Annotated in this window: 21 protein-coding genes; 6 read left to right on the forward strand and 15 right to left on the reverse strand. The window is 71.9% G+C overall.

Features of this window, described 5'->3' with window-relative positions; all coding sequences use genetic code 11:
• Positions 1–8: 8 nt before the first annotated feature.
• Together LZ198_RS38230 and hslO are read right to left on the reverse strand one after the other, a co-directional pair.
• Complete coding sequence (locus LZ198_RS38230; RefSeq protein ID WP_253977093.1) at positions 9–1,040, reverse strand: Leu/Phe/Val dehydrogenase; 1,032 nt, start codon at positions 1,038–1,040, stop codon at positions 9–11.
• Positions 1,041–1,074: 34 nt separating this feature from the next.
• Positions 1,075–1,968, reverse strand: coding sequence for an Hsp33 family molecular chaperone HslO (hslO, locus tag LZ198_RS38235; RefSeq protein ID WP_253977094.1), 894 nt, complete (start codon positions 1,966–1,968; stop codon positions 1,075–1,077).
• 263 nt (positions 1,969–2,231) lie between these two features.
• On the opposite strand from hslO, the gene LZ198_RS38240 reads away from it, so the two are divergent.
• Entirely contained in the window at positions 2,232–2,906 is a 675-nt protein-coding gene (locus tag LZ198_RS38240) for a succinate dehydrogenase (protein WP_253977095.1), read from the forward strand.
• A 140-nt stretch (positions 2,907–3,046) separates the two neighbouring features.
• On the opposite strand, the gene LZ198_RS38245 is transcribed toward LZ198_RS38240, so the two are convergent.
• Both LZ198_RS38245 and dacB read right to left on the reverse strand, forming a co-directional pair.
• Positions 3,047–3,559: a single-stranded DNA-binding protein gene (locus LZ198_RS38245; protein ID WP_253977096.1), complete on the reverse strand. Its 513-nt coding sequence runs from the start codon at positions 3,557–3,559 to the stop codon at positions 3,047–3,049.
• 241 nt (positions 3,560–3,800) lie between these two features.
• On the reverse strand, positions 3,801–6,080 hold the full coding sequence (gene dacB, locus LZ198_RS38250) for a D-alanyl-D-alanine carboxypeptidase/D-alanyl-D-alanine endopeptidase (protein ID WP_253977097.1): 2,280 nt from the start codon (positions 6,078–6,080) through the stop codon (positions 3,801–3,803).
• 301 nt (positions 6,081–6,381) lie between these two features.
• On the opposite strand from dacB, the gene dtd reads away from it, so the two are divergent.
• Entirely contained in the window at positions 6,382–6,843 is a 462-nt protein-coding gene (gene dtd, locus LZ198_RS38255; RefSeq protein WP_253977098.1) for a D-aminoacyl-tRNA deacylase, read from the forward strand.
• Here dtd and LZ198_RS38260 read toward each other — a convergent pair.
• The gene (locus LZ198_RS38260; protein WP_253977099.1) at positions 6,840–7,685 is read right to left on the reverse strand and encodes a hypothetical protein; all 846 of its coding nucleotides are present in this window, start codon (positions 7,683–7,685) and stop codon (positions 6,840–6,842) included. The genes dtd and LZ198_RS38260 overlap by 4 nt on opposite strands.
• A 24-nt stretch (positions 7,686–7,709) precedes the next feature.
• Positions 7,710–8,171 carry a PTS sugar transporter subunit IIA gene (locus LZ198_RS38265; RefSeq protein WP_253977100.1) on the reverse strand — a complete coding sequence of 154 codons (462 nt, stop codon included), beginning with the start codon at positions 8,169–8,171 and terminating at the stop codon, positions 7,710–7,712.
• Positions 8,172–8,411: 240 nt separating this feature from the next.
• On the opposite strand from LZ198_RS38265, the gene LZ198_RS38270 reads away from it, so the two are divergent.
• Entirely contained in the window at positions 8,412–9,041 is a 630-nt protein-coding gene (locus LZ198_RS38270; RefSeq protein ID WP_253977101.1) for a hypothetical protein, read from the forward strand.
• A gap of 307 nt (positions 9,042–9,348) precedes the next feature.
• On the opposite strand, the gene hpf is transcribed toward LZ198_RS38270, so the two are convergent.
• The 8 genes from hpf to LZ198_RS38310 all read right to left on the reverse strand — a co-directional run bounded on the left by hpf (position 9,349) and on the right by LZ198_RS38310 (position 16,407).
• The gene (gene hpf, locus LZ198_RS38275; RefSeq protein ID WP_253977102.1) at positions 9,349–10,008 is read right to left on the reverse strand and encodes a ribosome hibernation-promoting factor, HPF/YfiA family; all 660 of its coding nucleotides are present in this window, start codon (positions 10,006–10,008) and stop codon (positions 9,349–9,351) included.
• A gap of 234 nt (positions 10,009–10,242) precedes the next feature.
• Positions 10,243–11,022, reverse strand: coding sequence for a hypothetical protein (locus LZ198_RS38280; RefSeq protein WP_253977103.1), 780 nt, complete (start codon positions 11,020–11,022; stop codon positions 10,243–10,245).
• Between the two features lie 99 nt (positions 11,023–11,121).
• Complete coding sequence (locus LZ198_RS38285) at positions 11,122–11,763, reverse strand: GNAT family N-acetyltransferase (RefSeq protein WP_253977104.1); 642 nt, start codon at positions 11,761–11,763, stop codon at positions 11,122–11,124.
• 56 nt (positions 11,764–11,819) lie between these two features.
• Positions 11,820–13,337 (reverse strand): RNA polymerase factor sigma-54, encoded by a 1,518-nt coding sequence (gene rpoN, locus LZ198_RS38290; protein WP_253977105.1) that lies wholly within the window; start codon positions 13,335–13,337, stop codon positions 11,820–11,822.
• Between the two features lie 247 nt (positions 13,338–13,584).
• The gene (gene lptB / locus LZ198_RS38295) at positions 13,585–14,325 is read right to left on the reverse strand and encodes an LPS export ABC transporter ATP-binding protein (RefSeq protein WP_253977106.1); all 741 of its coding nucleotides are present in this window, start codon (positions 14,323–14,325) and stop codon (positions 13,585–13,587) included.
• Positions 14,322–14,906 carry an LptA/OstA family protein gene (locus LZ198_RS38300; protein ID WP_253977107.1) on the reverse strand — a complete coding sequence of 195 codons (585 nt, stop codon included), beginning with the start codon at positions 14,904–14,906 and terminating at the stop codon, positions 14,322–14,324. The genes lptB and LZ198_RS38300 overlap by 4 nt, the downstream gene beginning before the upstream one ends.
• Positions 14,899–15,450 (reverse strand): LPS export ABC transporter periplasmic protein LptC, encoded by a 552-nt coding sequence (gene lptC / locus LZ198_RS38305; protein ID WP_253977108.1) that lies wholly within the window; start codon positions 15,448–15,450, stop codon positions 14,899–14,901. The genes LZ198_RS38300 and lptC overlap by 8 nt, the downstream gene beginning before the upstream one ends.
• A gap of 12 nt (positions 15,451–15,462) precedes the next feature.
• Positions 15,463–16,407: a lysophospholipid acyltransferase family protein gene (locus LZ198_RS38310; protein WP_253977109.1), complete on the reverse strand. Its 945-nt coding sequence runs from the start codon at positions 16,405–16,407 to the stop codon at positions 15,463–15,465.
• A gap of 16 nt (positions 16,408–16,423) precedes the next feature.
• Here LZ198_RS38310 and astB point away from each other — a divergent pair, with 16 nt between their 5' ends.
• Both astB and LZ198_RS38320 read left to right on the forward strand, forming a co-directional pair.
• Positions 16,424–17,746, forward strand: a complete 1,323-nt coding sequence (astB, locus tag LZ198_RS38315) for an N-succinylarginine dihydrolase (RefSeq protein WP_253977110.1) — start codon at positions 16,424–16,426, stop codon at positions 17,744–17,746.
• A gap of 151 nt (positions 17,747–17,897) precedes the next feature.
• Positions 17,898–18,434 carry an aminoacyl-tRNA deacylase gene (locus LZ198_RS38320; RefSeq protein ID WP_253977111.1) on the forward strand — a complete coding sequence of 179 codons (537 nt, stop codon included), beginning with the start codon at positions 17,898–17,900 and terminating at the stop codon, positions 18,432–18,434.
• Between the two features lie 22 nt (positions 18,435–18,456).
• Here LZ198_RS38320 and LZ198_RS38325 read toward each other — a convergent pair whose 3' ends face one another.
• Positions 18,457–21,063: an O-antigen ligase family protein gene (locus LZ198_RS38325; RefSeq protein ID WP_253977112.1), complete on the reverse strand. Its 2,607-nt coding sequence runs from the start codon at positions 21,061–21,063 to the stop codon at positions 18,457–18,459.
• Positions 21,064–21,281: 218 nt separating this feature from the next.
• Between LZ198_RS38325 and LZ198_RS38330 the strand changes: the two genes are divergently transcribed.
• Positions 21,282–21,587 carry a hypothetical protein gene (locus LZ198_RS38330; RefSeq protein WP_253977113.1) on the forward strand — a complete coding sequence of 102 codons (306 nt, stop codon included), beginning with the start codon at positions 21,282–21,284 and terminating at the stop codon, positions 21,585–21,587.
• The last annotated feature ends 2 nt before the right edge of the window (positions 21,588–21,589 follow it).

Consider the following 21,589-nt stretch of genomic DNA (forward strand, 5'->3'; position numbering starts at 1 on the left):
ACGGGCGCTCAGGCCGCCAGCTTCTCCTCCACCATCCGGTCCGCCACCTGCTCGGGGCGAAGCCCGGATTCCTTTGCGCGCCGCAGCACCGTGTCGATGGTGTCGAAGATGTTCGCGGCCCGGGCATACGCCTTGTCCCGGTCGTACCCCGCCCACTCCTGCGCCACGTTGATGAGGCCGCCGGCGTTGGCCGCGTAGTCCGGCACGTAGAGGATGCCGCGGCCGGCGAGCTGCTCGCCATGACGCGACGTGAGGAGCTGATTGTTCGCCGCGCCACACACCGCTCGCACCTGGAGCAGCGGCAGCGTGGCGTCGTTGATGGCGCCGCCCAGCGCGCACGGGGCGAAGATGTCCGCCTCCATGCGGTGCAGCGTGTTCGCGTCCACCGCCGTGGCGCCGTACTGCTTCACCGCCGCCTCCACGCTGGCGGTGTTGATGTCGCTCACCCACACCTTCGCGCCGCGCTCGTGCAGCTCCTTCACCAGGTACATGCCCACGTGCCCCACGCCCAGCACCGTGACGCGCAGGCCCTTGAGGTCCGAGCTGCCGAACACGTGCTTCGCCGTGGCCTCCATGGCGCGCGCCACGCCGTACGCCGTCACCGGCGACGGGTCTCCGCTGCGCTCCTTGAGCCCCACCACGTGGCGCGTGTGCTTGCGCACGTACTCCATGTCGTCCGGGCTGGTGCCGCTGTCCTCGGTGGTGATGTAGCGCCCGCCGAGCGACTCCACCGCGCGGCCGAACGACTCGAACAGCTTCGCCCGGTCGAAGTTGCCACGCGGCAACATGATGACGGCCTTGCCACCGCCGTGCGGCAGCCCCGCGAGCGCCGCCTTGTACGTCATGCCCCGCGCCAGCCGGAGCGCGTCCGCGACCGCCTCCTCCTCGCTGGTGTACGTGGACAGCGCGCGCGTGCCGCCGAGGCCGGGCCCCAGCCGCGTGTTGTGCATGCCGACGATGGCCCGCAGGCCCGTGCGGGAGTCGCTGAGCAGATGGACGGCCTCGTAGCCGCCCTCGAGCAATTGCGTGAAGTAACTCATGGCGCGCGGCCTGTACCCAGGCCACGCACCCAAGTCAAACCGAGCCGCTCGCCAGCATGCTCCGGATGACGTCTCCCTGAATGACATATCGCGTCGTGCAGAATTGACACGTCGCTTCCGCCTGCCCCTCCTTGTCGAGCAGGTCCTGCAGCTCCTCGCGCCCCATGGCGAGCAGCGCGCGCTTGACCCGGTCCTCGCTGCACGAGCAGGCGAAGCCGAGCGGGTAGCGCGACATCACCTCGAAGTCCGGCTCGGGCAGCAGCGCGCGCAGCACCGCGGACGCGCCGGACGCCGCGTGCGCGCGCAGGGCGGACTCGAAGTCGTGACGCAGCCGCGCGCCCAGCGCCTGGAAGCCGTCCATGTCCGCGTCGGGCAGGGGCTGCACGAGCAGGCCCGCGACGATGCCCAGCGACTCCGTCTGCCCGTCCGCGCCCACCGTGGGGAGCTGCGCGAGCAGCAGGTGCGAGGGGAGCTGATCCGACTGCAGGAAGTAGCGCTCCAGGTCGCCCGCCAGGTCGAAGCGCTCCAGCTCCACGGAGGAGCGGTAGTGCTCGCCCTGCCCCATGTCCCGCAGGATGGAGAGGAAGCCCTGGTTCCCCAGCACGGGCCGCCAGTGGTACTGGCCGTCGCCGCCCACGTACTCCACGAGGGGGTTCTTCACGTAGCCCCGCACCGTCCCGGAGGCGTCGCCGTCCACGAACAGGCCGCGCAGGGGGCCGTCGCACTCCACCTGGAGGTTGATGCGCGCCTCGCTCTTCTGGAGGGCGCCCAGCAGCGCGGCGGCGGTGAGCGCCTGGGACAACAGCGCGGCCGCGGCGGGGGCCGTGCGGTGGGTGGCGCGGGCCTTCTGGGACAGGGCGGTGCTCACGGCCAGCACCACGCGCAGGTCCGCCTTCTTCAACAATCCACTGACGAGCTCATCGGACATAGCTGTGCGACTAGCGTGCCCGACCCCGCATTGCCCGCCAACGGCAGAAGGCGGACGCACCGTCGCACGACGGCCCGCCAGCAGCCCCACCCGGGGTGACACATAAGCCGGGCCTTATGCCTCCGTGTGCGGTGACTGGCATGCGGGGGTGCGGAAGAAATCCAGCGTCGTGGCCGGAACGGCTATAAACCGCCCACCGGTAGTCACCTGACCTTGACTTGGGGCGCGGGGAACCCGCCCGCGCGCCGCCCCCTGGAGAACCGATGAGCACCCAGGCTGCCACAGCCGACGCCGTTCCGACGAAGACTCCGCTCCTCAAGTCCCGCCTGGGTTCGTTCCTCGCGGTGGTCCCCCTGAGCATCTGGGTCGTCAACCACCTCTGGGACAACCTCTCCGCCTTCAACGGCGCCGCCGCGTGGGAGAAGTCCGTCACCACGTACGCCAACCCGTACTCGCAGGCCCTGACGTTCCTCATCGTCATGCTGCCCCTGCTGTTCCACACCGGCTGGGGCCTGGTCCGGCTGTTCAGCTTCCGGCCCAACAACAACCGGTACAACAACTACGGCAACCTCAAGTACCTCCTCCAGCGCGTGAGCGCGCTGGGCGTGCTGGCCTTCCTCGGCGCCCACATCTGGCTGGCCTTCCTGCACCCGCGCCTGGTCGAGGGTCACCCGGAGCCGTTCATCGACATCGCCCGGGAGATGCACTTCCACGGCCCCACGCTCGTCGTCTACCTGCTGGGCACGCTGGGCACCTCGTACCACCTGGCCAACGGCCTCCAGGGCTTCGCCATGGGCTGGGGCCTGCTGGCCAGCGAGCGCGCCATGCGCCGCTTCGAGCCGCTCTCCATCATCATCTTCCTGCTGCTGACCGCGATGAGCTGGAGCGTCATCTACGCGCTCTACACCGCCGGCGGCGCGCTCGGCCCCGCGGCCTGACGCCCCTTCGTCCGGGGTGGCGCGCGTTGCCGCCCCGGGCCCCCTTCAGCAGCCCCTGAAAAGCACACCGGCCGCCCCCGAAGGAGTCTCGGGGAGCGGCCGGTTCGCTTCCAGGGGACGGGCCCGACGGGCCCCGTGCCTCAGAACGGGATGTCGTCGTCGTTGCCACCGCCGCCGCCGCCGTGGCCCCCGCCCATGCCGTCATCCATGGGGGGCGGCTGGCCGTAGTCGCCGGAGTCCTGGCCGCCACGCTGCGAGCCGAACTGCCGGCGCCCGCCACCGCCACCGCCGCCGCTCATGCCGTCACCCGCGTCGCGGCCACCACCCCCGAGGAACGTCACCGCGTTGGCGACGACCTCCGTGGTGTAGTTCTTCCGGTTCTCCTTGTCCGTCCACTCACGCGTCTGCAGGCGGCCCTCGACGTAGCACTGGCGTCCCTTCTTCAGGTACTCGCCGCACAGCTCCGCGAGCTTTCCCCAGACGACGATGCGGTGCCACTCGGTCCGCTCCTGCTTCTGGCCGTTCTTGTCGTTCCAACTCTCGCTGGTCGCGATGCGGAAGTTCGCCACCGCCTGACCGCCCGGAGTGAAGCGGACCTCCGGGTCCGCCCCCAGGTTGCCGATGAGGATGACCTTGTTCACGCCTCCAGCCATGACTGCTCCCTCTGCCTTTCTGTCGAGGTCCCACCCACCAAGGACGGGACACGCACGGCCCACCGAGCATCAGCCCTGGCAGGTTGCCTCCCACGTATAGCAGTGCGCCCTGACATTTCCAGAAGGCGGTCCCCCCGAGGGGGCCCGCCCGGGCGCACGCTCCCCAGGGGAGCGGACACGAAGGCCTTCGAGGTATGGCCGGCGCCCACCTCCCGGAGGGGTGGGCGCGTCGGTCCGGGGGCTACCCGCCCGGACGGGTCTCCGCGGTGCGCGCGTCCTGGGACACCCCGGAGCGCTGCGTGCCGGGCGGGGACGCCTTGCCGGCGGGCGCCACCAGCTCCACCGGGACGGTGCCGTCGGACGGACGGGGCGCCTTGGCCTCCGCCACCTTCTGCGACAGCGTGGAGTCCAGGCTCTTGGCGAAGGCGGCCACCTGCGGGTCGGCGTTGCCCAGCATGCGGCGCAGCGACTTCCAGAAGGGGTGGTCCGCCTGGCCGGCCTGCACGAGCGCGCGGGCCAGCAGCGACGTGGAGGCCTCGCGGTCCGCGGCGCTGGCCCCGCGCAGCGCCACGACCAGCTCCTCGGGCGCGGTGCGCGCCACCTCGCCCAGCGCCACGGACAGCTCCGCCTGGGCCTGCGCGTCCGAGCCCGCCGCGCCGGACAGCTCCAGCACGCGCGCCAGCGCCTCCGTGTTGCCGCCCGCCGCCAGCTCCACCATGGACGTGACGCCGGGCACCTCCACCGCCAGCACGCGCGCCACCTCCCTCAGGCGGCCGTAGACGTCGCCGCCGGCGGAGTAGCTGTCCAGCAGCGTGCGGGCGCCCAGGTAGTCGTGCGGGTTGGACTGGTAGAGGCTCTCCGCCAGCACCGCGCGCACCGCCGGGTCGCGCTCGCTGCGCCACGCGGTGCGCAGGAAGCCGATGTTGCGCGGGTCGCGCTGCCGGCCCAGGTCCAGGTACGTCTTGATGCGGGCCGCCACGTCGTCGATGCCACCCGTGGCCTTGCCGCCCTCCGCCAGCGTCGCCACGGCGTTGGAGGGCCCCAGGCTGGAGCCCGTGGCCGCCACCGCCGCGCCCAGCGCGTCCAGGCCCGCGACGATGGGGCCGGCGCGGCCCGCGAAGTCGTTGGCCATCATGGAGAAGGAGAAGTGCTCGCCGCTCGCGCTCGTCACGTAGCCGCTGAGCGCGGAGACGCCCTCCAGCGTGCCCGTCTTCGCGCGCAGCCGGCCCACCGCGTCGCTGCCCTCGAAGCGGTACTTCAGCGTGCCGTCCTTGCCGGCGATGGGCACCGAGGACAGGTACTCCGGCGACAGCGGGAAGCGCTCGTACATGTGGCGCAGCAGCTTGTTGACCTGCGCGGTGGAGAAGCGGTTCGCGTCGTTGAGGCCGCTGCCGTTCTTCATCACGTACGTGCCGCGGGGGATGCCCACGTCGCGCTCGAGGAACTGCTCCACCACCTCCACGCCCTTGGCGAAGGAGCCCGGCTGGCCGCGCGCCTCCGCGCCCATCGTCTTGAGCAATTGCTCCGCGACGAAGTTGCTGGAGAGCTTGTTGAGGCGCTTGAGCAGCACGTCGAACGTGTCCGACTGGGCCACGTACACCGCCCGCGCGCGCGACGGCGTCAGCCCGCCCTTCACCCGCCCCTTCACCTTCACGCCCCGCGTGGTGAGCAGCTGCTTGAGCGTCTGGCCGAAGTACATGGGCGGGTTGTCGATCTTCTTCCACACGCTCACGGCGCCGCCGCGCTCGGCCGGCACCTGCCCGCGCACGACGATCTTCTGCTGCGGCCCGGACGGGTCCGACGTCACCGACACGCGGCGCGCGCGCTTCGCGCCGGTGGTGATTTGATTCTCCACGATGAAGTAGTCGCTGGGCGGCTCCATCTCCACGCTGGCCTTCGCACCGGGACCGGCGCCGGGCCTCACGTAGATGGCCACCGCGTTCCAGTTGAGGCTCAGCGCGCCGGTGGGCGCCATGTACGCGCGGTCGGAGTCCTCCTGGTCGTAGCCGGGCGGCGTGCGCTCCGCGTCGAACCAGGAGTCGTCCACGACGATGTCGCCCACCTCGCGCACGCCCGCGTGCCACAGCTCGGAGACGATGCCCCACAGCCGCTCGGTCGTCATGGACGGGTCGCCCTTGCCGCGCACGTAGAGCGTCTTCACCTTGCCGTCCGCCGCCAGCTCCGGCTCCGCGAAGAACTCCGTCTCGTAGCGGAACTCCGGCCCCAGCGTCGCCAGCGCCGCCGCGGACGTGACGAGCTTCACGTTGGAGGCGGGGTTGAGCAGCTCGTCCGCGTTGTGGGTGAAGACCACGGTGCCGTCATCCAGGCTCTGCATGTGCACGCCCACGCGGCTCGACTTCAGCGGCGAGCGTTGCAGCACCTCCATCAGCGCGGCGCGCAGGGCCTCGCGGTCCGCGCGCTTCTCCGCGGCGGTCGGAGGGGCCGCGTGGGCGGCGGAGGACAGCAGCAGGGAAACAGTGGCCAGCGCGGCCAAGAGGTGTCTGGCTCGAAGAACCTGCACGCACGCTCCAGGGAAGTCGGCGGCCATTATGGGGAAGGGCATGAAAGCCCGGCAAGGGAGAGGGGCTGCGGGAGTCCACGGCTGGGCGCTCGCCCTACCGCCGAGTGGAAAAATGAGAGTCCCCCGTGTGGACTTCTTCTCACTGCAACCTTCGAGCGACACGGGAAGCACCCGCGTGGATGATGCCGCGCGCCCCTGACAGCCCGGTGGGTGGGTCCCCTTCCGCCGCGCGCCCCACGTCGGGGTATACCGCCACCTCCCCCCGACACGGGAGCGTCGCGGGGTGGCCGGGAGGACGACGATGCGAGCGGTGGTACAGCGGGTCCTGGAAGCGTCGGTGACGGTGGAGGGGCAGCGGGTGAGCCAGATGGGCCCGGGCCTGCTGGTGCTCCTGGGCGTGGGCAAGGGCGACACCGAGGCGGACGTGGCATGGATGGTGGAGAAGCTGGCCACCCTGCGCATCTTCGAGGACGCGGACGGGAAGATGAACCTGTCGCTCGAGGACACGTCCCGGCAGCTCATCGTGGTCAGCCAGTTCACCCTCTACGGCGACGCGCGCAAGGGCCGGCGCCCCAGCTTCATCGACGCCATGGAGCCCACCGTCGCCAAGGCCCTGTACGAACGGGCGTGCGAGGCGCTGCGCCAGCGCGGCCTGACGGTGGGCACCGGCGTCTTCGCGGCGGACATGAAGGTGGCGCTCGTCAACGACGGGCCCGTCACCCTGCTCCTGGAGAGCCCGGGCCCCGCGGCGCCCAGGGGCTAGATGCGGACGGTGGTGCCCTTGGTGACGAGCGCGGCCAGGCCCTGCTTGGCCAGCGCCGCCTCGCGGATGTGGGCGGTGAGCGCGCCCAGCTCGCGGATCCAGTTGGCCGCGCGCGGCCCCAGCCCGGAGAAGGCCACCGTCAGCGGCGGCGGCTGCGGCAGGCGCCCCAGCCAGTAGCCGAGCACCTCGTCCTTCTCCGGCAGCGCCGGCAGCTTCATGCGCGCCTGTTCGCGGACCAGCAGCCGCTCCAGCTTGCGCGGCATGTTCACCTGCCAGTGCGCCACCGCCCGGGCCGGGCGCCAGGACCAGTCCGCGAAGGCGAAGTTCATCGCCGGGAAGTACTCCCCCCGGCCCTGCGTGACGAAGACGCGGTCGGGCGGGAACTCCGGGAACGGGTCCCAATGCCCGGCCAGCAGCGACGCCAGCCCCATGTCCGGCAGGGGGCGCAGGCGGAACGCGTCGCGCACCTCGCGCGCGGCGCGGGTGTCCCAGTAGGGGTAGTTGGGCTCCTCGAGCATCAGCGCCAGGTGCAGCGCCTCGTCCCACGCGTCGGCGTAGCCGGCGTGCTCGCGGCTGACCTCCCAGCCCGCGGGGCCCTCCGTCCACAGGAGGAACGCGAGCCGATCCACCAGGTCCGCCCACGGGTCCGCGTCCACCGAGTTCAACCCGCCCGGCAACGCCGTGGACAGCATGCGCTCGCACAACATGCGCGCCTGCCCGTCCCCCAGCCCGTCCAGGAGCGACTCCAGCGCGCCGGCGGCGTCGCCCATGGCCCGCGAGAGGAAGGGCAGGACCTGCTCGTGGAAGAACCGATCATTGATGGGTCGGAGCACCACGTCCATGGGACGACCTCCCCCTTCCGGCCCTCAGGGCCTGGCGTCTTCCTGGATGATGAGGGCGTGGATGTCCGCGGCGGAGGGCGCCTCGAGGATGGCGGCCCGGAACCGCGGGTTCTTGAAGAGGCGGGAGATGCGCGCCAGCGCCTTGAGGTGCACGCCCGCGCTGTTCTCCGGCGCCACCAGGGCGAAGAACAGGTGGGTGGGCTTGCCGTCGATGGCCTCGAAGTCCACGCCCGCCCGGGACACGCCGAAGGCGGCCTGCAGCTGCGTCATGCCCGGCAGCTTGCCGTGGGGGATGGCCACGCCCTCGCCGATGCCGGTGCTCCCGAGCTTCTCGCGCTCGCGCAGCACCTCCACCAGGCGGTCCTCCTGGAGCTGGGGGTGGGCCCGCACGAGGGTCGCGCTCAGCTCGCGCAACACCTCTGGCTTCGTCCGCGACTGCATGTCCGCGATGACGGCTTGGGGGCTGAGGAACTCGGCGATTCTCACTGACGCTCCCGCGCTGGCGCTCCTGAGCCTGCCGCAATTACTCCTCACCCTCGATTCGCGCAAGGGTCGCCTGTCGACGAAAAGCCACGGCCGCTCACTGCGCATCAGGGCGCGAGGGGTGACGCGCCCGCCTCCGCGCCGTCACGGCCCTGGTACCCGGGGGCGATATGCGCCGCGAGGCCCTCCGTTTCCCCCCATGAATCCCACGACACACCCACCCCACGCCCCGGAGGGAACGCCATGATGCGCCCGCTGCTGTCGACCCTTGTCCTCTCGTCCGCCCTGGCCACCGGCTGCGCCGGCACCGCGAGCCACGTCGTCGCCCAGGGACCGGCCCGGTCGCTGGGGAGCGCGACCCAGGAGCCCCTCGTGCTGGAGGGCGGCAGCCTCACCGGCCCCTCGTCGACCCTGAGTCTCGACGAGCACGGCATGCATGGCCGCTTCCGCAGCAGCCCCGTGGCGCTCGCCTGGGACTACCAACGCATGACGGGCACCGTGGGCGAGCTGGCCACGCGCCTGGAGCTGGCCGAGGGTGACGACACCCGCGTCTGGGGCGCCTTCGCCGGCATGCCCGTGGACCTCACCGAGGACGGGACGTGGCTGCACGGTCGCATGGGGGGCTGCTCCTATGCGCTCAAGCGCACCAGCGACGCCACCCTCGAGGGCATGCGCGAATGCGGCGGCGTCCTGGAGCGGGACATCGACGTGGCCTTCCCCTCGGACATCGCCCGGCGCCCCCTCGGCGAGCGGGCCGCGCTGATGGCGCTGGCGCTGGTCAACACGCAGGGCCCCGTGGTGCTGCCGCGCGTGGCCGTCACCAGCGGCGCGGCCCAGGAGCGCACCGGCGCCCACCGCAGGAAGTCCTACTGACCCTCATCCCAGCGCCGCCCACCCGAGGCAGGCCCGACGCGCTCCATCTCCCGGGGGAGGGATGGGGCGCGTCGTCTGCGTGAGGGCGATATGCCCCGGGGGCTCGGAGCGTTTCGGCGGGTGGACACCTCCAGCGCTCCCCAGGGCGCCAGGGGGCCGTGGCTCCGCGCCCGCTCCAGGCGGGGCCGCGACATGTCCGTTCCGGGGAGGACCGGGGCCCGGGTCACACACCGGACCGGGGCCCACGCGCTCCGCCTCCCGAGGGGGGTGGCGGAGCGCGTTGCTTCCTTCAGCGACGGGAGGGGACTCAGGTGCCCGTGGCGGCGGCCAGGGGCGCCGGCTCGTGGGGCTCGATGAGGCCGTACTGCCCATCCTTGCGCCGGTAGACGATGCCCAGCGCGTCCGACTCCACGTTGTGGAAGACGTAGAAGTCGTTGTTCATCAGGTTCATCTGCATGACCGCCTCGTCCACGGACAGCGGCTTGACGGTCAGTTGCGTGGAGCTCACCACGCGGGTGGCCGGCGTGGCCGCCACCACCACGGCGGTGGGCTTGGGCGGCTCGGCGCTCCCCGCGGGCTTCTCCGCGAGGGCCTCCTCCGCGTCCGGCACCTCGAAGACGGCGTGGCGCACCTTCAGGTGATTCACCAGGTCCTGTCGGTGGTGGACGCGCTCGCGGCCGTGATGCGTCTTCAGCTTGTCCCGGTAGCGCCGCAGCTGGCGTTCGATCTTGTCCATCGCCAGGTCGATGGACGCGTACATATCATCGCTCTTGTCGCGGCCTCGGAGCACCCAGGCGCCGGAGTGGATGGTGATGTCCGCGTGGTGGAGATGCCGCTCCAGGGAGAGGACCACGTGGGCCTCTCCTGCTCGGTCCAACAGCCTGTTCACCCGCTCTACCTTCTCGCGTGCGTACTCCTTGAGGGAATCCGACGCCCCGAACTGACGGAAGGTGATGTTGAACTGCATGCGTGGCTGCCTCCTAGGGTGAGGGGAGCTGCGTGACAGATCAGAAACGTTCTGTCTGCGGGAAGCAACCCGGCTCCATGGGTTGCCTCTTCCCGACCGCACCACCCGTCCGGGGGCCGACATCCGGCAGCGACACCCCGTCACTGGCACGACAAGCACGTGCTTCGGCAGACACTTCAACCCCGCGGATTCACGCGTCGCGTCAGCGGGGTGACAGGCACCCGGGACCTCCGCCTACTGGACGCCGACGACGCGCTCCTCGGAGTGGATGATGGCGCCCTCGCAGCGGGCCACGCCCGAGCACTCGGACACCACGCCCCGCGTGGCGCCGCTGAGCGTCAGCAGGTAGGTGGACACGGGCGTGTTCGCGAGGATGGTGAAGCTGACCGAGCCCTCGGACAGCGTCGCGGGCACGGTCGCGGTGGCGAGCCCATCCTCGCGCAGCAAGGTGACGCCCACGGACTCGGGCACCTCGCCGTCCGGCCGCCACCCGAACGAGTACGTCTGGCCGCGCATCAGCCGGTCCGCGGTGCCCGCCCCTTCGTACTGGAAGGTGCGCTTGGCCTTGCCGCCCCGGAGCGTCAGGGCGACGGAGTGGGTCGGGTCCTGGAGCACCACGCGCAGGTCGCCCTGCGCCTGCTCCGCCCACACGCTCGGGTCGAAGTCGTAGTAGGCCCGCGTGGGCAGACACAGGTCGCGCCCCGCCGTGCCGTCCACGCCGCCCGGCTCCAGCCGCATGGACACCCCGTTGAGGGTGGCGGTGGTGCCCGCGCGCAGGTCCGTGCAGCGGTCGCCGCCGGCCAGGGAGAAGGTGACGGTGAAGCGGTGCGCGCCCGGCGCGTCCAGCCGCTCGTAGGCGTCCACGTCGTTGAGCGCGTACGTCAACGTGCGGTCCGCGAGCCCCGCCAGGTCCACGGTCTCCGGCGTGAGGGAATCACCACAGCCGCTCAGCAGGCCGAGCGCCACGAGCGCCCCCGCCAGGGCGCCCCGAGTCTGAAGGAAGGAAGGTCGCATACGGGGCGCACCCTATACCCCGCGCCGCCCCCGCGCGCGGCAGAACGGCGCGCGCGCTCCGCCGCGTCCGCCCCCCGCACCGCGCGCCTGCCCGCCTGCCTACCCTTCCCGCCGGAGCATCGCCTCCAGCCGGGCCTTCACCTCCGGCCACTCCGTGTCGATGACGCCGTAGTAGGCGCTGTCGCGGACCTGGCCGCCGCGCACCAGCATGTGGTGGCGGAGGATGCCCTCGAACCGGGCGCCCACCCGCTCGATGGCGGCGCGCGAGCGCGTGTTGCGCCGGTCCGTCTTGAGCTGCACGCGCATGACGCCCAGCGACTCGAAGGCGTGGCGGAACAGCAGGTACTTGCACTCGGTGTTCACGACCGTGCGCCACGCGCGCCGCGCCAGCCACGTGGAGCCCACCTCCAACGTCCGGTGCTCGCGCTGGATGTCCATGTAGCGGGTGGAGCCCAGCGCCTCCCCCGTCTTCTGCCCCAGGATGACGAAGGGCCGCTCGACCCCGGCCTCCGCACCCCGCAGCGCCGCGCGGATGTAGGACTCCACGTCCTCGCGCGTGCGCAGCACCTGGGAGAAGTGGGCGAAGAGGTCGGGCTCGCACAGCGCCTCGAGCGCGGGCGCATGCTCGAGCGCCAGCGGCTCCAGGCGCACCATCGTGCCCTCCAGGACGACCGGGGGCACGACGAGCGGCACCGGCTCCCGGCGCGGAGGGACGTCGTCGGACGGAAGGTGGCTGCTCATGACGCGCGAGTCTCTTCCGCCGGGTGACCGGCGGAAAAGAGCCACTTGCGCGGGGCTCAGTAGTACCGCTTGCGCTTGCTGCTGGGGAGGATGCCCAGCACCTCGCGGTACTTGGCCACCGTGCGGCGGGCGATCTCCGTGCCCTGCGCGCGCAGGAGCTCGACGATCTTCTGGTCCGAGTACGGGTTGCGCGCGTCCTCCTGCGCCACCAGCTGCTTGATGTGGTGCTTCACCGCCTCGCTCGCCGTGTCCTCGCCGGACACGCGGGAGATGGAGGAGTTGAAGAAGTACTTCAGCTCGAAGATGCCCTGCGGCGTGTGGACGTACTTGCTCGTCGTCACGCGGCTCACCGTGGACTCGTGCATGCCGATGTCCTCGGCCACGTCCCGGAGGATGAGCGGCTTGAGGTACGCGATGCCCTTGTCCAGGAAGTCCCGCTGGAACTTCACGATGCTCTCGGTGACCTTGTAGATGGTCCGCTGCCGCTGGTGGATGGAGCGGATGAGCCACACCGCGCTGCGCAGCTTGTCCTGGATGAAGTCCTTCGTCTGACCGGGGCCCACCGCGCCCGTCTTCAGCGCGTTCCGATAGATGCCGGAGATGCGCAGCTTGGACAGGCCGTCGTCGTTGAGCACCACCGTGTACTCGTCCCCCATCTTGTAGACGAACACGTCGGGGGTGATGTACTGCGCGTCGTCCCCGCTGAAGTTGCGGCCCGGCTTCGGGTCCAGCTTGGGGAGCAGCTTCACCGCCTCCACCACCTCCTCCAGCGGGACCTTCAGGTCCTTGGCGATGGCGGGCAGGTTCTTGCTCTCCAGGTACTTCATGTGCCGCTTGATGATGAGGCCCAGCAGCGGCGCCTGCGGCTCCTTCATCCCCTGCAACTGGATGAGCAGGCACTCCTGCAGGTCCCGCGCGCCGCAGCCCCGGGGCTCCAGCATCTGGATGCGCCGCAGGGTGCGCTCGGCGACGTGCATGGGCACGTCCGCCTCGTTGGCCAGGCGGATGAGGGGGTCGCCCTCCAGGTCCGGCAGCTTCAGGTAGCCGTCGTCATCCAGGTTGCCGAGGATGAGCATCGCGATGCGGCGCTCGGCGTCGTTCAGGCGCAGCGTGCCGAGCTGCTCCTGGATGTGGTCGACCAGGTCCTCCTTCTTGACCAGGTTGGCCTCGAACGACGGCAGGTCGTCCGTGGCCACGTTGCCCTTGTTGGACGCGGTGGTCGGCTCGTTGAACTGGTAGCTGTTGAGGTACGCCTCCCAGTCGATCTCCGGGGGCCCGTCCCCGTCGGCCTTGAACTCCGTCGCCGTGTCGCTGTTGGCCGCCGGCAGCTCCACGTCGCGCGGCATCTCGACGTTGTCCGCCTCCAGCGACGCCTCTCCGGGCTCCTTGTCCCCCACGTCCCCCGGCGCCTGCTCGTCCGGCTGCTCGAGGAGTGGGTTCTGATCCATCTCCTCCCGGACCTGCTCCAGCAGCTCCATCCGCGAGAGCTGGAGCAGCTTGATGGCCTGCTGCAGCTGCGGCGTCATCACCAGCTGCTGCGCGAGCTTCAGGCTTTGTTTGAGTTCCATCGCCATGAGACAGGGTCTCCCCGAGCTGATTCAGTCCCCTTCGACGCGGGACCAATCAAAGACCGTGCCAACGTAACAAGGCACCCTGACGCCGTCTAGTGGTGCAATCGTGGTCCCTTGCTTGCATATTCAAAATTCTACAAGGAAACCAACGGTTTACACGTACTCCGGGTGAGGCGGAGGCGCCAGGCGAGCGGCGCAAAAGCGGGGCCAACCCAGTCTATGCATCGGGTTGGCCGTTGACCAGCCGGGCTCAGGAGGTCTGCTGGAGCCGGAACCGTTCCCCCAGGTAGACGGCCCTGGCCCGGGGCGAGGCGGCGATCTCCGCCGGGGTCCCCTCCTCGAGGATCTGCCCTTGTGCGATGATGTAGGCGCGGTCGCAGATGCCGAGGGTGTCCTGGACGTTGTGGTCGGTGATGAGCACGCCCAGCCCGCGCTCGCGCAGCAGGAAGATCTGCCGCTGGAGGTCGCCGACGTTGATGGGGTCGACGCCGGCGAAGGGCTCGTCGAAGAGGATGAAGCGGGGGGAGGGCACGAGGCTGCGCGCGATTTCGGCACGGCGCCGCTCGCCACCGGACAGGGTGCCGCCCAGGGACTCGGCGACATGGGTGAGGCCGAACTCCTCCAGGATGGCGGTGGCGCGGGCCTCGCGGGCGCGCTTGTCCAGGCCCTTCTGGAGCTCCAGCACGGCCAGCAGGTTGTCGCGCAGGGTGAGCTTCTGGAAGACGGAGGCCTCCTGGGGCAGGTAGCCCACGCCCCGGCGCGCGCGGCGGTGCATGGGCAGGTGGGTGAGGTCCTCGTCGCCCACGCTCACGCGGCCCGCGTCCGGCGACACCAGGCCCACCACCATGTTGAAGCTCGTCGTCTTGCCCGCGCCGTTGGGGCCCAGCAGGCCCACCACCTCACCGGGAGACACGGTGAACGACACGCCGCGCACCACCTGACGTCCCCGGTACGCCTTGTGGAGCCCCTCCGCCACCAGCTTCGCGCTCACCGGGGCGACCCTCCCTGGGGGGGCGCGGCGGGGACCGCGGGCGCGGACGTCCGCGCGGGCTTCTTCCTGCCGGGCGCGGGCGTGGACGGCGGGGACTCGAAGATGATGACGGCGTTCTCCACCTCGAGCTTCTCGCTCCCCAGGGTGAGGCGGACCTTCGTCCCGCGCATGTACGTGGTCCCCTGGCGCGCCTCGGGTGAGCCCGTCACCACCAGCACGCCGCTGGCCACGTCGTACTCGGCGCGCTCGCCGCGGGCCATGCGGTCGCCGTCCACCGCGTTGACGCCGCCGGTGCACACCACGCGCGTCACCACGCGCGGCTGCGTGAAGTAGGCCGTCATCTTGTCGCACTTGAGCTCGAGCGTGCGGTGCGTCGCCCTCACGTTGCCGGTGAGCACCGCGTGCGTCTTGTCGCCGTTGATGAGGTCGGCGTTGATCTGGATGGGCGCCTCCAGCTCCCCGGGCGCCAGCGAGCCCTGCCCCGCCGCGGCCGCCGGGGGCGTCCCGCCATCCGAGGGGGTCGCCGCCACCGCGGGCAGCGGCTGCGCCACGAAGAAGGCCATCACGAGAAACTCAATCACGCTCCACCGCTCCCAGCACGGTCTCCACCGAGCCCTCGAAGGTGAACGTCTCATCCGGGAAGGACAGCTCGAAGCGGTCCGACCGCAGGTTGTAGCCCGGCCCCTGAATGCGCACGCCCTCGTTGCCCCGCGCCGACCGCGTCGTCGCGTCGTAGGTCAACCGCGGCGTGTGAACCACCATGCCCTCCCCCGTGCGGACCACCACCCCGCCGGAGGCCACCAGCTGCTTGGACGAGAGCAGGCCCTCCATATTCGGAGCGCTCACCTCCAGCCCCTTCGTGGCCCCCAGCTCCCCACCCTCCGCGGCGCCCGGAGGCACCCGCAGCGTGGCGTTGGAGGCCTGCACGTCGCCGCCCGTCCGCTGGTACGTCAGCCGCTCGGCGTGGCCGGACAGGGTGAGCGCCTCGCCCTCGTAGGTGGACAGGCGGGCGCCGTGCAACACCACCTGGGGGGGCGGCTCCTGCTGCGCCTCGTCCCCCGCGCGACGCGGTGAGCAGGCGGCGAGCAGGCAGGCGGCGAGGCTGGTGACGAGCGTGCGCGACACGGGGGCCTTCTATCACCCGGAGGCGGCCTGCGCCGCCTCCGCGAGCGCGGCGGGTGGGCGCGTCTTCCACCGCTGGTGCATCCACACCCACTGCTCGGGCGTGCGCCGGATGGCCGCCTCGATGCGCTCGGACAGGGCCGCGGTGAGCGCCAGGGCGGCCTCCTCGCGGTCCTCCACCGCCGGCACGGGGACCTCCTCCATGACCAGCCGGTAGCCCCCGCCCTCGACGCGGTGGCAGAAGCCCGCCACCACCGCCGCGCCGGTGCGCACCGCCAGGTCCGCCGCCGCCCGGGGCGTGGCCGCCAGCCGCCCGAAGAAGGGCACGAAGACGGACTGCACCTTGGTGTCCTGGTCGATGAGCAGGCCCAGGATTTCGCCGCTGCGCAGGGCCCGCAGCATGGCGCGCGCCGCGCCGTCCTGGCCGCGCCAGATGCTCCGCACGCCGCCCCGCGCGCGGAAGCGCCCCACCAGCTCCGTCAGCCGCGGGTCCGACGTCTCCTTGGCGATGCTCTGGCTGGGGTAGCCGGAGCGCGCCACCCTGCGGGCGAGCAGCTCCCAGTTGCCCACGTGTCCGGTGACGAAGACGACGCCCTTGCCGCGCGCCAGCGCCGCGTCCAGCACCTGGCGGTCCGCGTCCGGCCAGGCCACCAGGCCCTCCAGCCCCCGGTCCAACGCCCCCGTGCAGGCCACCTCCAGGGCGGCGGCGGACAGGTGCCGGAAGCACGCGCGGGCCAGGTCCTGCCGCTCCGCGTCGGACTTTTCCGGGAAGGCCACGGACAACGACTTCAGGGCCTTGCGGCGCTCGCCTCCGGCGACGGCGTAGGCCAGCCCCCCCAACCGGGCCCCCAGGCCCCGGGCCCACACCAGGGGCAGGGGTTGAAGGCACAACAGCACGGCCCGGATGAGCAGGTAGCGGAGGAAACGTTTCAGGCGCTTTGCTAAGGGTGGACGCTCCACAGCCGCTCCATATCCCATGCGCGAATACAACTTCGACGGGCTCGTCGGTCCTACCCACAACTACGCTGGCCTGTCGCCGGGCAACCTGGCGTCGCAGAGCCACGTCGGAGAGGCCAGCCACCCCCGCGAGGCGGCGCTCCAGGGGCTGGAGAAGATGCGCTTCGTGTCCAGCCTGGGCGTGGGACAGGCGGTGCTGCCGCCCCAGCCGCGCCCGTCCCTGCGCGCGCTGCGGACGCTGGGCTTCACCGGCTCGGACGAGGAGGTCATCACCCGCGCCGCGCGCGAGGCCGAGCACCTCCTGCGCCTGACCTCCAGCGCCTCCGCCATGTGGACGGCCAACGCCGCCACCGTGGCCCCCAGCGCGGACACGGCGGACGGCCGCGTGCACCTGACGCCGGCCAACCTGTCCCAGATGTTCCACCGCGCCCTGGAGGCGGACACCACGCACGCGGTGCTGAAGGCCATCTTCGCGGACGAGCGGCACTTCGCAGTCCACGCCCCGCTGCCACAGGGCAGCCACTTCGCGGACGAGGGCGCCGCCAACCACACCCGCCTGTCCACCCCGGGCCACCCGGGCGTGCACCTGCTGGCCTGGGGCCGCAGCGCGTGGCAGGAGGTGCAGGGCCCCAAGCGCTTCCCCGCGCGCCAGACGCTGGAGGCGAGCCAGGCGCTGGCGCGGCTGCACCAGCTGGACCCCAAGGCCGTGCTCTTCCCCCAGCAGCACCCGGACGGCATCGACGCGGGCGCCTTCCACACGGACGTGCTGGCGGTGGGCAACGAGCGCTTCCTCATGCTCCACGAGCTGGCCTTCGTGGACCACACCGGCCTGCTCCAGGTGCTGCGCGAGAAGCTGGGTCCGGACTTCCGCGCCGTGGTGGCCAGCAGCGCGGAGCTGCCGCCCCGGGACGCGGTGAAGGCGTACCCCTTCAACTCCCAGGTGCTCACGCTGCCCGACGGCACCATGGCCATCGTCGCGCCGCTGGAGAGCCGCGACACGCCCGCCGCGCGCGGCTTCCTGGAGCGCGTCGTCGCCGAGGACACGCCGGTGAAGGCCGTGCACTACCTGGACGTGCGCCAGTCGATGAACAACGGCGGTGGCCCCGCGTGCCTGCGCCAGCGCGTGTGGCTGACGGACGAGGAGCGCCGCGCCATCCGGGCGGACGTCTTCTACACGCCCGCCCTGCACGACTCGCTCGCCGCCTGGGTGCGCCGCCACTACCGCGACGTCCTGCGAGCCAAGGACCTGCAGGACCCGCAACTGGCGCGCGAGACGATGACGGCGCTGGACGAGCTGACCCGCATCCTCCAAATCGGCAGCGTCTACGACTTCCAGCGGTAGGTCGCCCACCGGGCGCGGCGCCTCGGACTCGCCGGCTCCAGACTCGGCGCGGCGGGGGCACGTCTGGTCGCCCGGGTCCCGGAGAAGGCGGGGCTTGGTGGTCGAAGTCGCTCGGGTGACACACCTTTTCCATCGAGGAGGTGATGTCCCCATGATTCCCGCATCGATACAGCAGTATCTGCGACACAACCGGGTGCTCTCCGAGCGGTACTGGCACCCGAGGGCCGTGAGCGCGCAGGAGTTGGCCCAGGTGCTCCACGTCTCCGGATGGCGCGTGGCCAAGTCCGTCATCGTCATGGCGGACCGACAGCCCTGGATCGTGGTGGTGCCAGCGGCGAGTACGGTCGACCTGACACGGCTTCGCGAGATGCTCGGCGCCCGGCGCGTGCGCCTGGCCACCGAGCAGGAGTTCTCCGCGCGATTCCCCGACTGCGAGGTGGGCGCCGAGCCCCCCTTCGGCGAGCTCTATGGGCTGCCCGTCGCCGTGGACGAGTCGCTCAGCCTGGCCGAGCACGTGCTCTTCCGGGCCGGCTCGCACGAGGAGGCCCTGGAGATGCGTTTCCAGGACTTCGCCACGCTGGAGTGGCCGCTCGTCGCGTCGTTCATCCAGGAGCGCCTGCGGCCACCCCAGGACGTGACGCCGATGACGCCCATCCTGATGGAGACGGAGTCGCCGATGCCCGCGTGACGGACGGAAGACCTCGAAGCGCTCAGGGCTCGACCGGGGAGCCCTTCGGCTCCCCCAACAGGTGCTGGAGTTCCTGGGCGTCCGGGTCGTCCGCCAGTTCCTGACGACGCTGGTCCACGCGCTCGCGCTCCGCGGCCTCCAGCCGCGCCGCCCAGGCCCGGGCCGCCTCGCGCGCCTCGGGAGGGAGGAGCCGCAACCCCTCGTGCACCGAGCGTGACGCGGCGTCATAACGGCGCAGGGCCTCCTGCAGCCGCGCCACCGCGAAGTGCGCCTCCGGCGTAGGGACGAGCCGCGCCGCCGTCTGCTGGCGCTCCACCGCCCGCGACAACAGGCCCTCGCGCTCCAGCGAGGCCGCCTCCATCGACAGCAGGCGCGCGCGCTGCCGGTAGTCGGAGAGGAAGGGCCCCAACTGCTGGAGCGTGTCACGGGCCCGGCGGACCAGCCCCGCGTCGAGCTGCCAGCCCGCGAGCGTGAAGCCCAGCTCCACGTCCCCCGGGTGCCGGGACACCAGCCGTTCCACCGCCTGGAGCGCGGCGACGGCCTCGCCTCGCGCGCGCAGCAACTCCGCGCGCAACAGCACCGTGTCGCGGGTGTCCGGCGCCAGTTGCTCCACCCGCGCGCACGCCGCCTCCGCCTCGGGGAACTCCTTGCGCCCCATGCGCAGCCGCGCCTCGCGCGCCCACAGCGCAGCGACGCCCGGCCGCCCCTCGAAGTGCTCGCGCGCCCAGGCCCCGTATGCCAGCGCCAGCGGGTGACGGGCGGGCACGTCGGCCAGCGACGCGAACAGGCGGTCCGCGGCCTCCGGCGTGTCCGACGTCAGCGACACGAGTTCCTCCACCGTGCGGGCACGACGCACCGCCTCGGCCTGGAGCACGCCCGCATCCCCGGCCTCTTGCGCCAGCCGGTACTCCAGGAAGCCCTGCTCACGGCGGTTGAGCGCCAGCAGCGCGTGCGCCGCCACCCGGTGCGACACGGCATCCCAGGGCGCCAGGTAGAGCGCGCGGTTGACGAAGGCGAGCGCGTCGGCGGCGCCCTCCCGTCCCCGCGCCGCCTCCGCCGAGGCCACCAGTCGATAGAGCAGGTAGTCCGAGGGGTGTCGGTCGATGAGCGCCAGCCCCTGCTCACGCACGGCCTCCACCGGCGCGCCGGAGGTGATGAGCGCCGCGAGCGACGCCTCTGCGTCCGTCACCCGGTGCTGCCCAGGCCCCAGCGCCAGGAGCCCCACCCCCGTCAGCACGCCCGCGGTCGCCAACAGCGGCACGGACGGTGCCAGGCCGCCCTGTCGCCGCCGCTCGCGTTCGCGGGGCCGGGCCACCGCGCCCAGCACCACCAGGACCGTCACCGCGCACGCGGGAAGCTCCAGGCTGAAGTCGAACAGATTGTGCAACGCCAGCGCGGCCACGCCCGCCAGCGCCGCCAGCTCCACCGTGTCCAGGTGCTCGCGCCGCACCAGCCTCGCGAAGCCCCACAGCGACACGGCCAGCAGCAGCAGCCCCGGCACGCCCAGCTCCGTCGCCAGTTGGAGCACGGCGTTCTCCGGGTGGGTGAACGTGTTGGGGTTGGCCTCGGCCTGGTAGCGGGGGAACGCCGCCTCGAAGGCTCCCCGCCCCATTCCCAGCACGGGGAAGGCCCGCGCCGCCTCCGCCATCATCGGCCACAGCGACACCTTCGAGCGACGCAGCGACTCCATGTCGCTCGCGGTCCGCGCCTCCGCCCACAGCGCGTCCGCCGCGACGTAGGCGCCCACCGCCAGCACCGCGAGCAACCCCAGCAGCGCCACCGCGCTCCGGGCCCAGACCGGCGTCGCCCGCCGTGGCGACTCGCGCCGCCGGGACCCGAGCCACAGCGCGAGCAGCACCTGACCGAAGACGAAGAACGCGATCCCCCCGCGCGACAGGGACAGCACCACGCCCATTCCACAGACGGCCGCCGCGAGCGCATGGGGCATCGCGCGGGCACGGGGGCGCGCGGTGAGCGCCAGGCCCACGCCCACCGTGGCGGCCAACCCCAGGTAGCCCGCGAGATGGTTCGGATTGCCGAAGAACGTCACCAGCGGCGGGCGGGCGTGTACCCAGGGCCGCAGCCCGAAGAGGGACGAGACGCCGAGCAGCGCATGGCCGAGCCCCACCACGGCCACCCCCGCGCCGGTGAAGACCACCGCCGAGAGCAGCCTCATGCGGCTGTCTCTCGCGCGACACACCTGCACCGTGGCGAGGAAGGCCAGCAGGTAGGCGAGGTGCCGGGCCAGCTCGCGCCAGGTGGCGGACGGGTCCAGCGACACGGGACGGGCGCCCGTCAGGCCCAGCGGCTCCAGCGCGAACTCGCGCAGCGCGGCGGCCTCCGGACTCAGCACGCGCAGCACGCCCGACGGCAGCGGGACCAACTGGAGCGCGCACAGCACCGCGCCACCGGCCAGCGGCGCCGCGAGCAAGGGGAGGCGAATCGACTGCCCCTGCCTGCGAGCCCCCACGACCGCGAACACCGCGGCCACCCCCGCGAGCACACCCATGGGCCATGGCAGCCAGCGCGCCACGCCCCCGAGCGCCAGCGGACACAGCACGACGAGCGCCATCAGCGCCGCTTCGGCGATCCGGGTGTACCGGGAGCTGCTGCGATGGGAGGAAGCCATTCGGTGGGGGCGCGGGAGTATGGCACGACCTCCAGGGTCTCCCGAGGACGCGCCGTCACCCGTCCGGTGGGCCGAGGGGCCACCGGGCATGCGGGCCTCCGCCGGTGTCCACGACTCGCGCCTCCCCTCGTCCTCCGGGGCTTCGGCTCGGGCCAGCCAGCCATCCGCCCGCGCACGCCCGGGTCCGGAGTTGGCTTGCATCCGGAGGACCTTCTGGCATGTTCGCCGCACCCATGCGCCGCTTCCTCGTCACCGCCGCCCTCCTCTGCTCCACCCTGTCCGGCCTCGCCGGCTGCAAGGGGGCTTGCCGCGAGCTGTCCGAGAAGCTGTGCGACTGCTCCATCAACTCCGTCGAGAAGGAGGTCTGCCTCCGCAACGCCTCCCAGGAGGAGAGCCGCGTGGAGCCCACCCCCGAGGACGAGACGGTCTGCGAGGCGAAGATCGCCAACTGCGACTGCAAGAAGATCGAAACGCCCGAGGGCAAGCGCGAGTGCGGCATCGCCCGTGAAGGCGGCGTGGACTGACC

The sequence above is a fragment of the Myxococcus dinghuensis genome, assembly GCF_024198235.1.
Lineage (GTDB): Bacteria > Myxococcota > Myxococcia > Myxococcales > Myxococcaceae > Myxococcus > Myxococcus dinghuensis.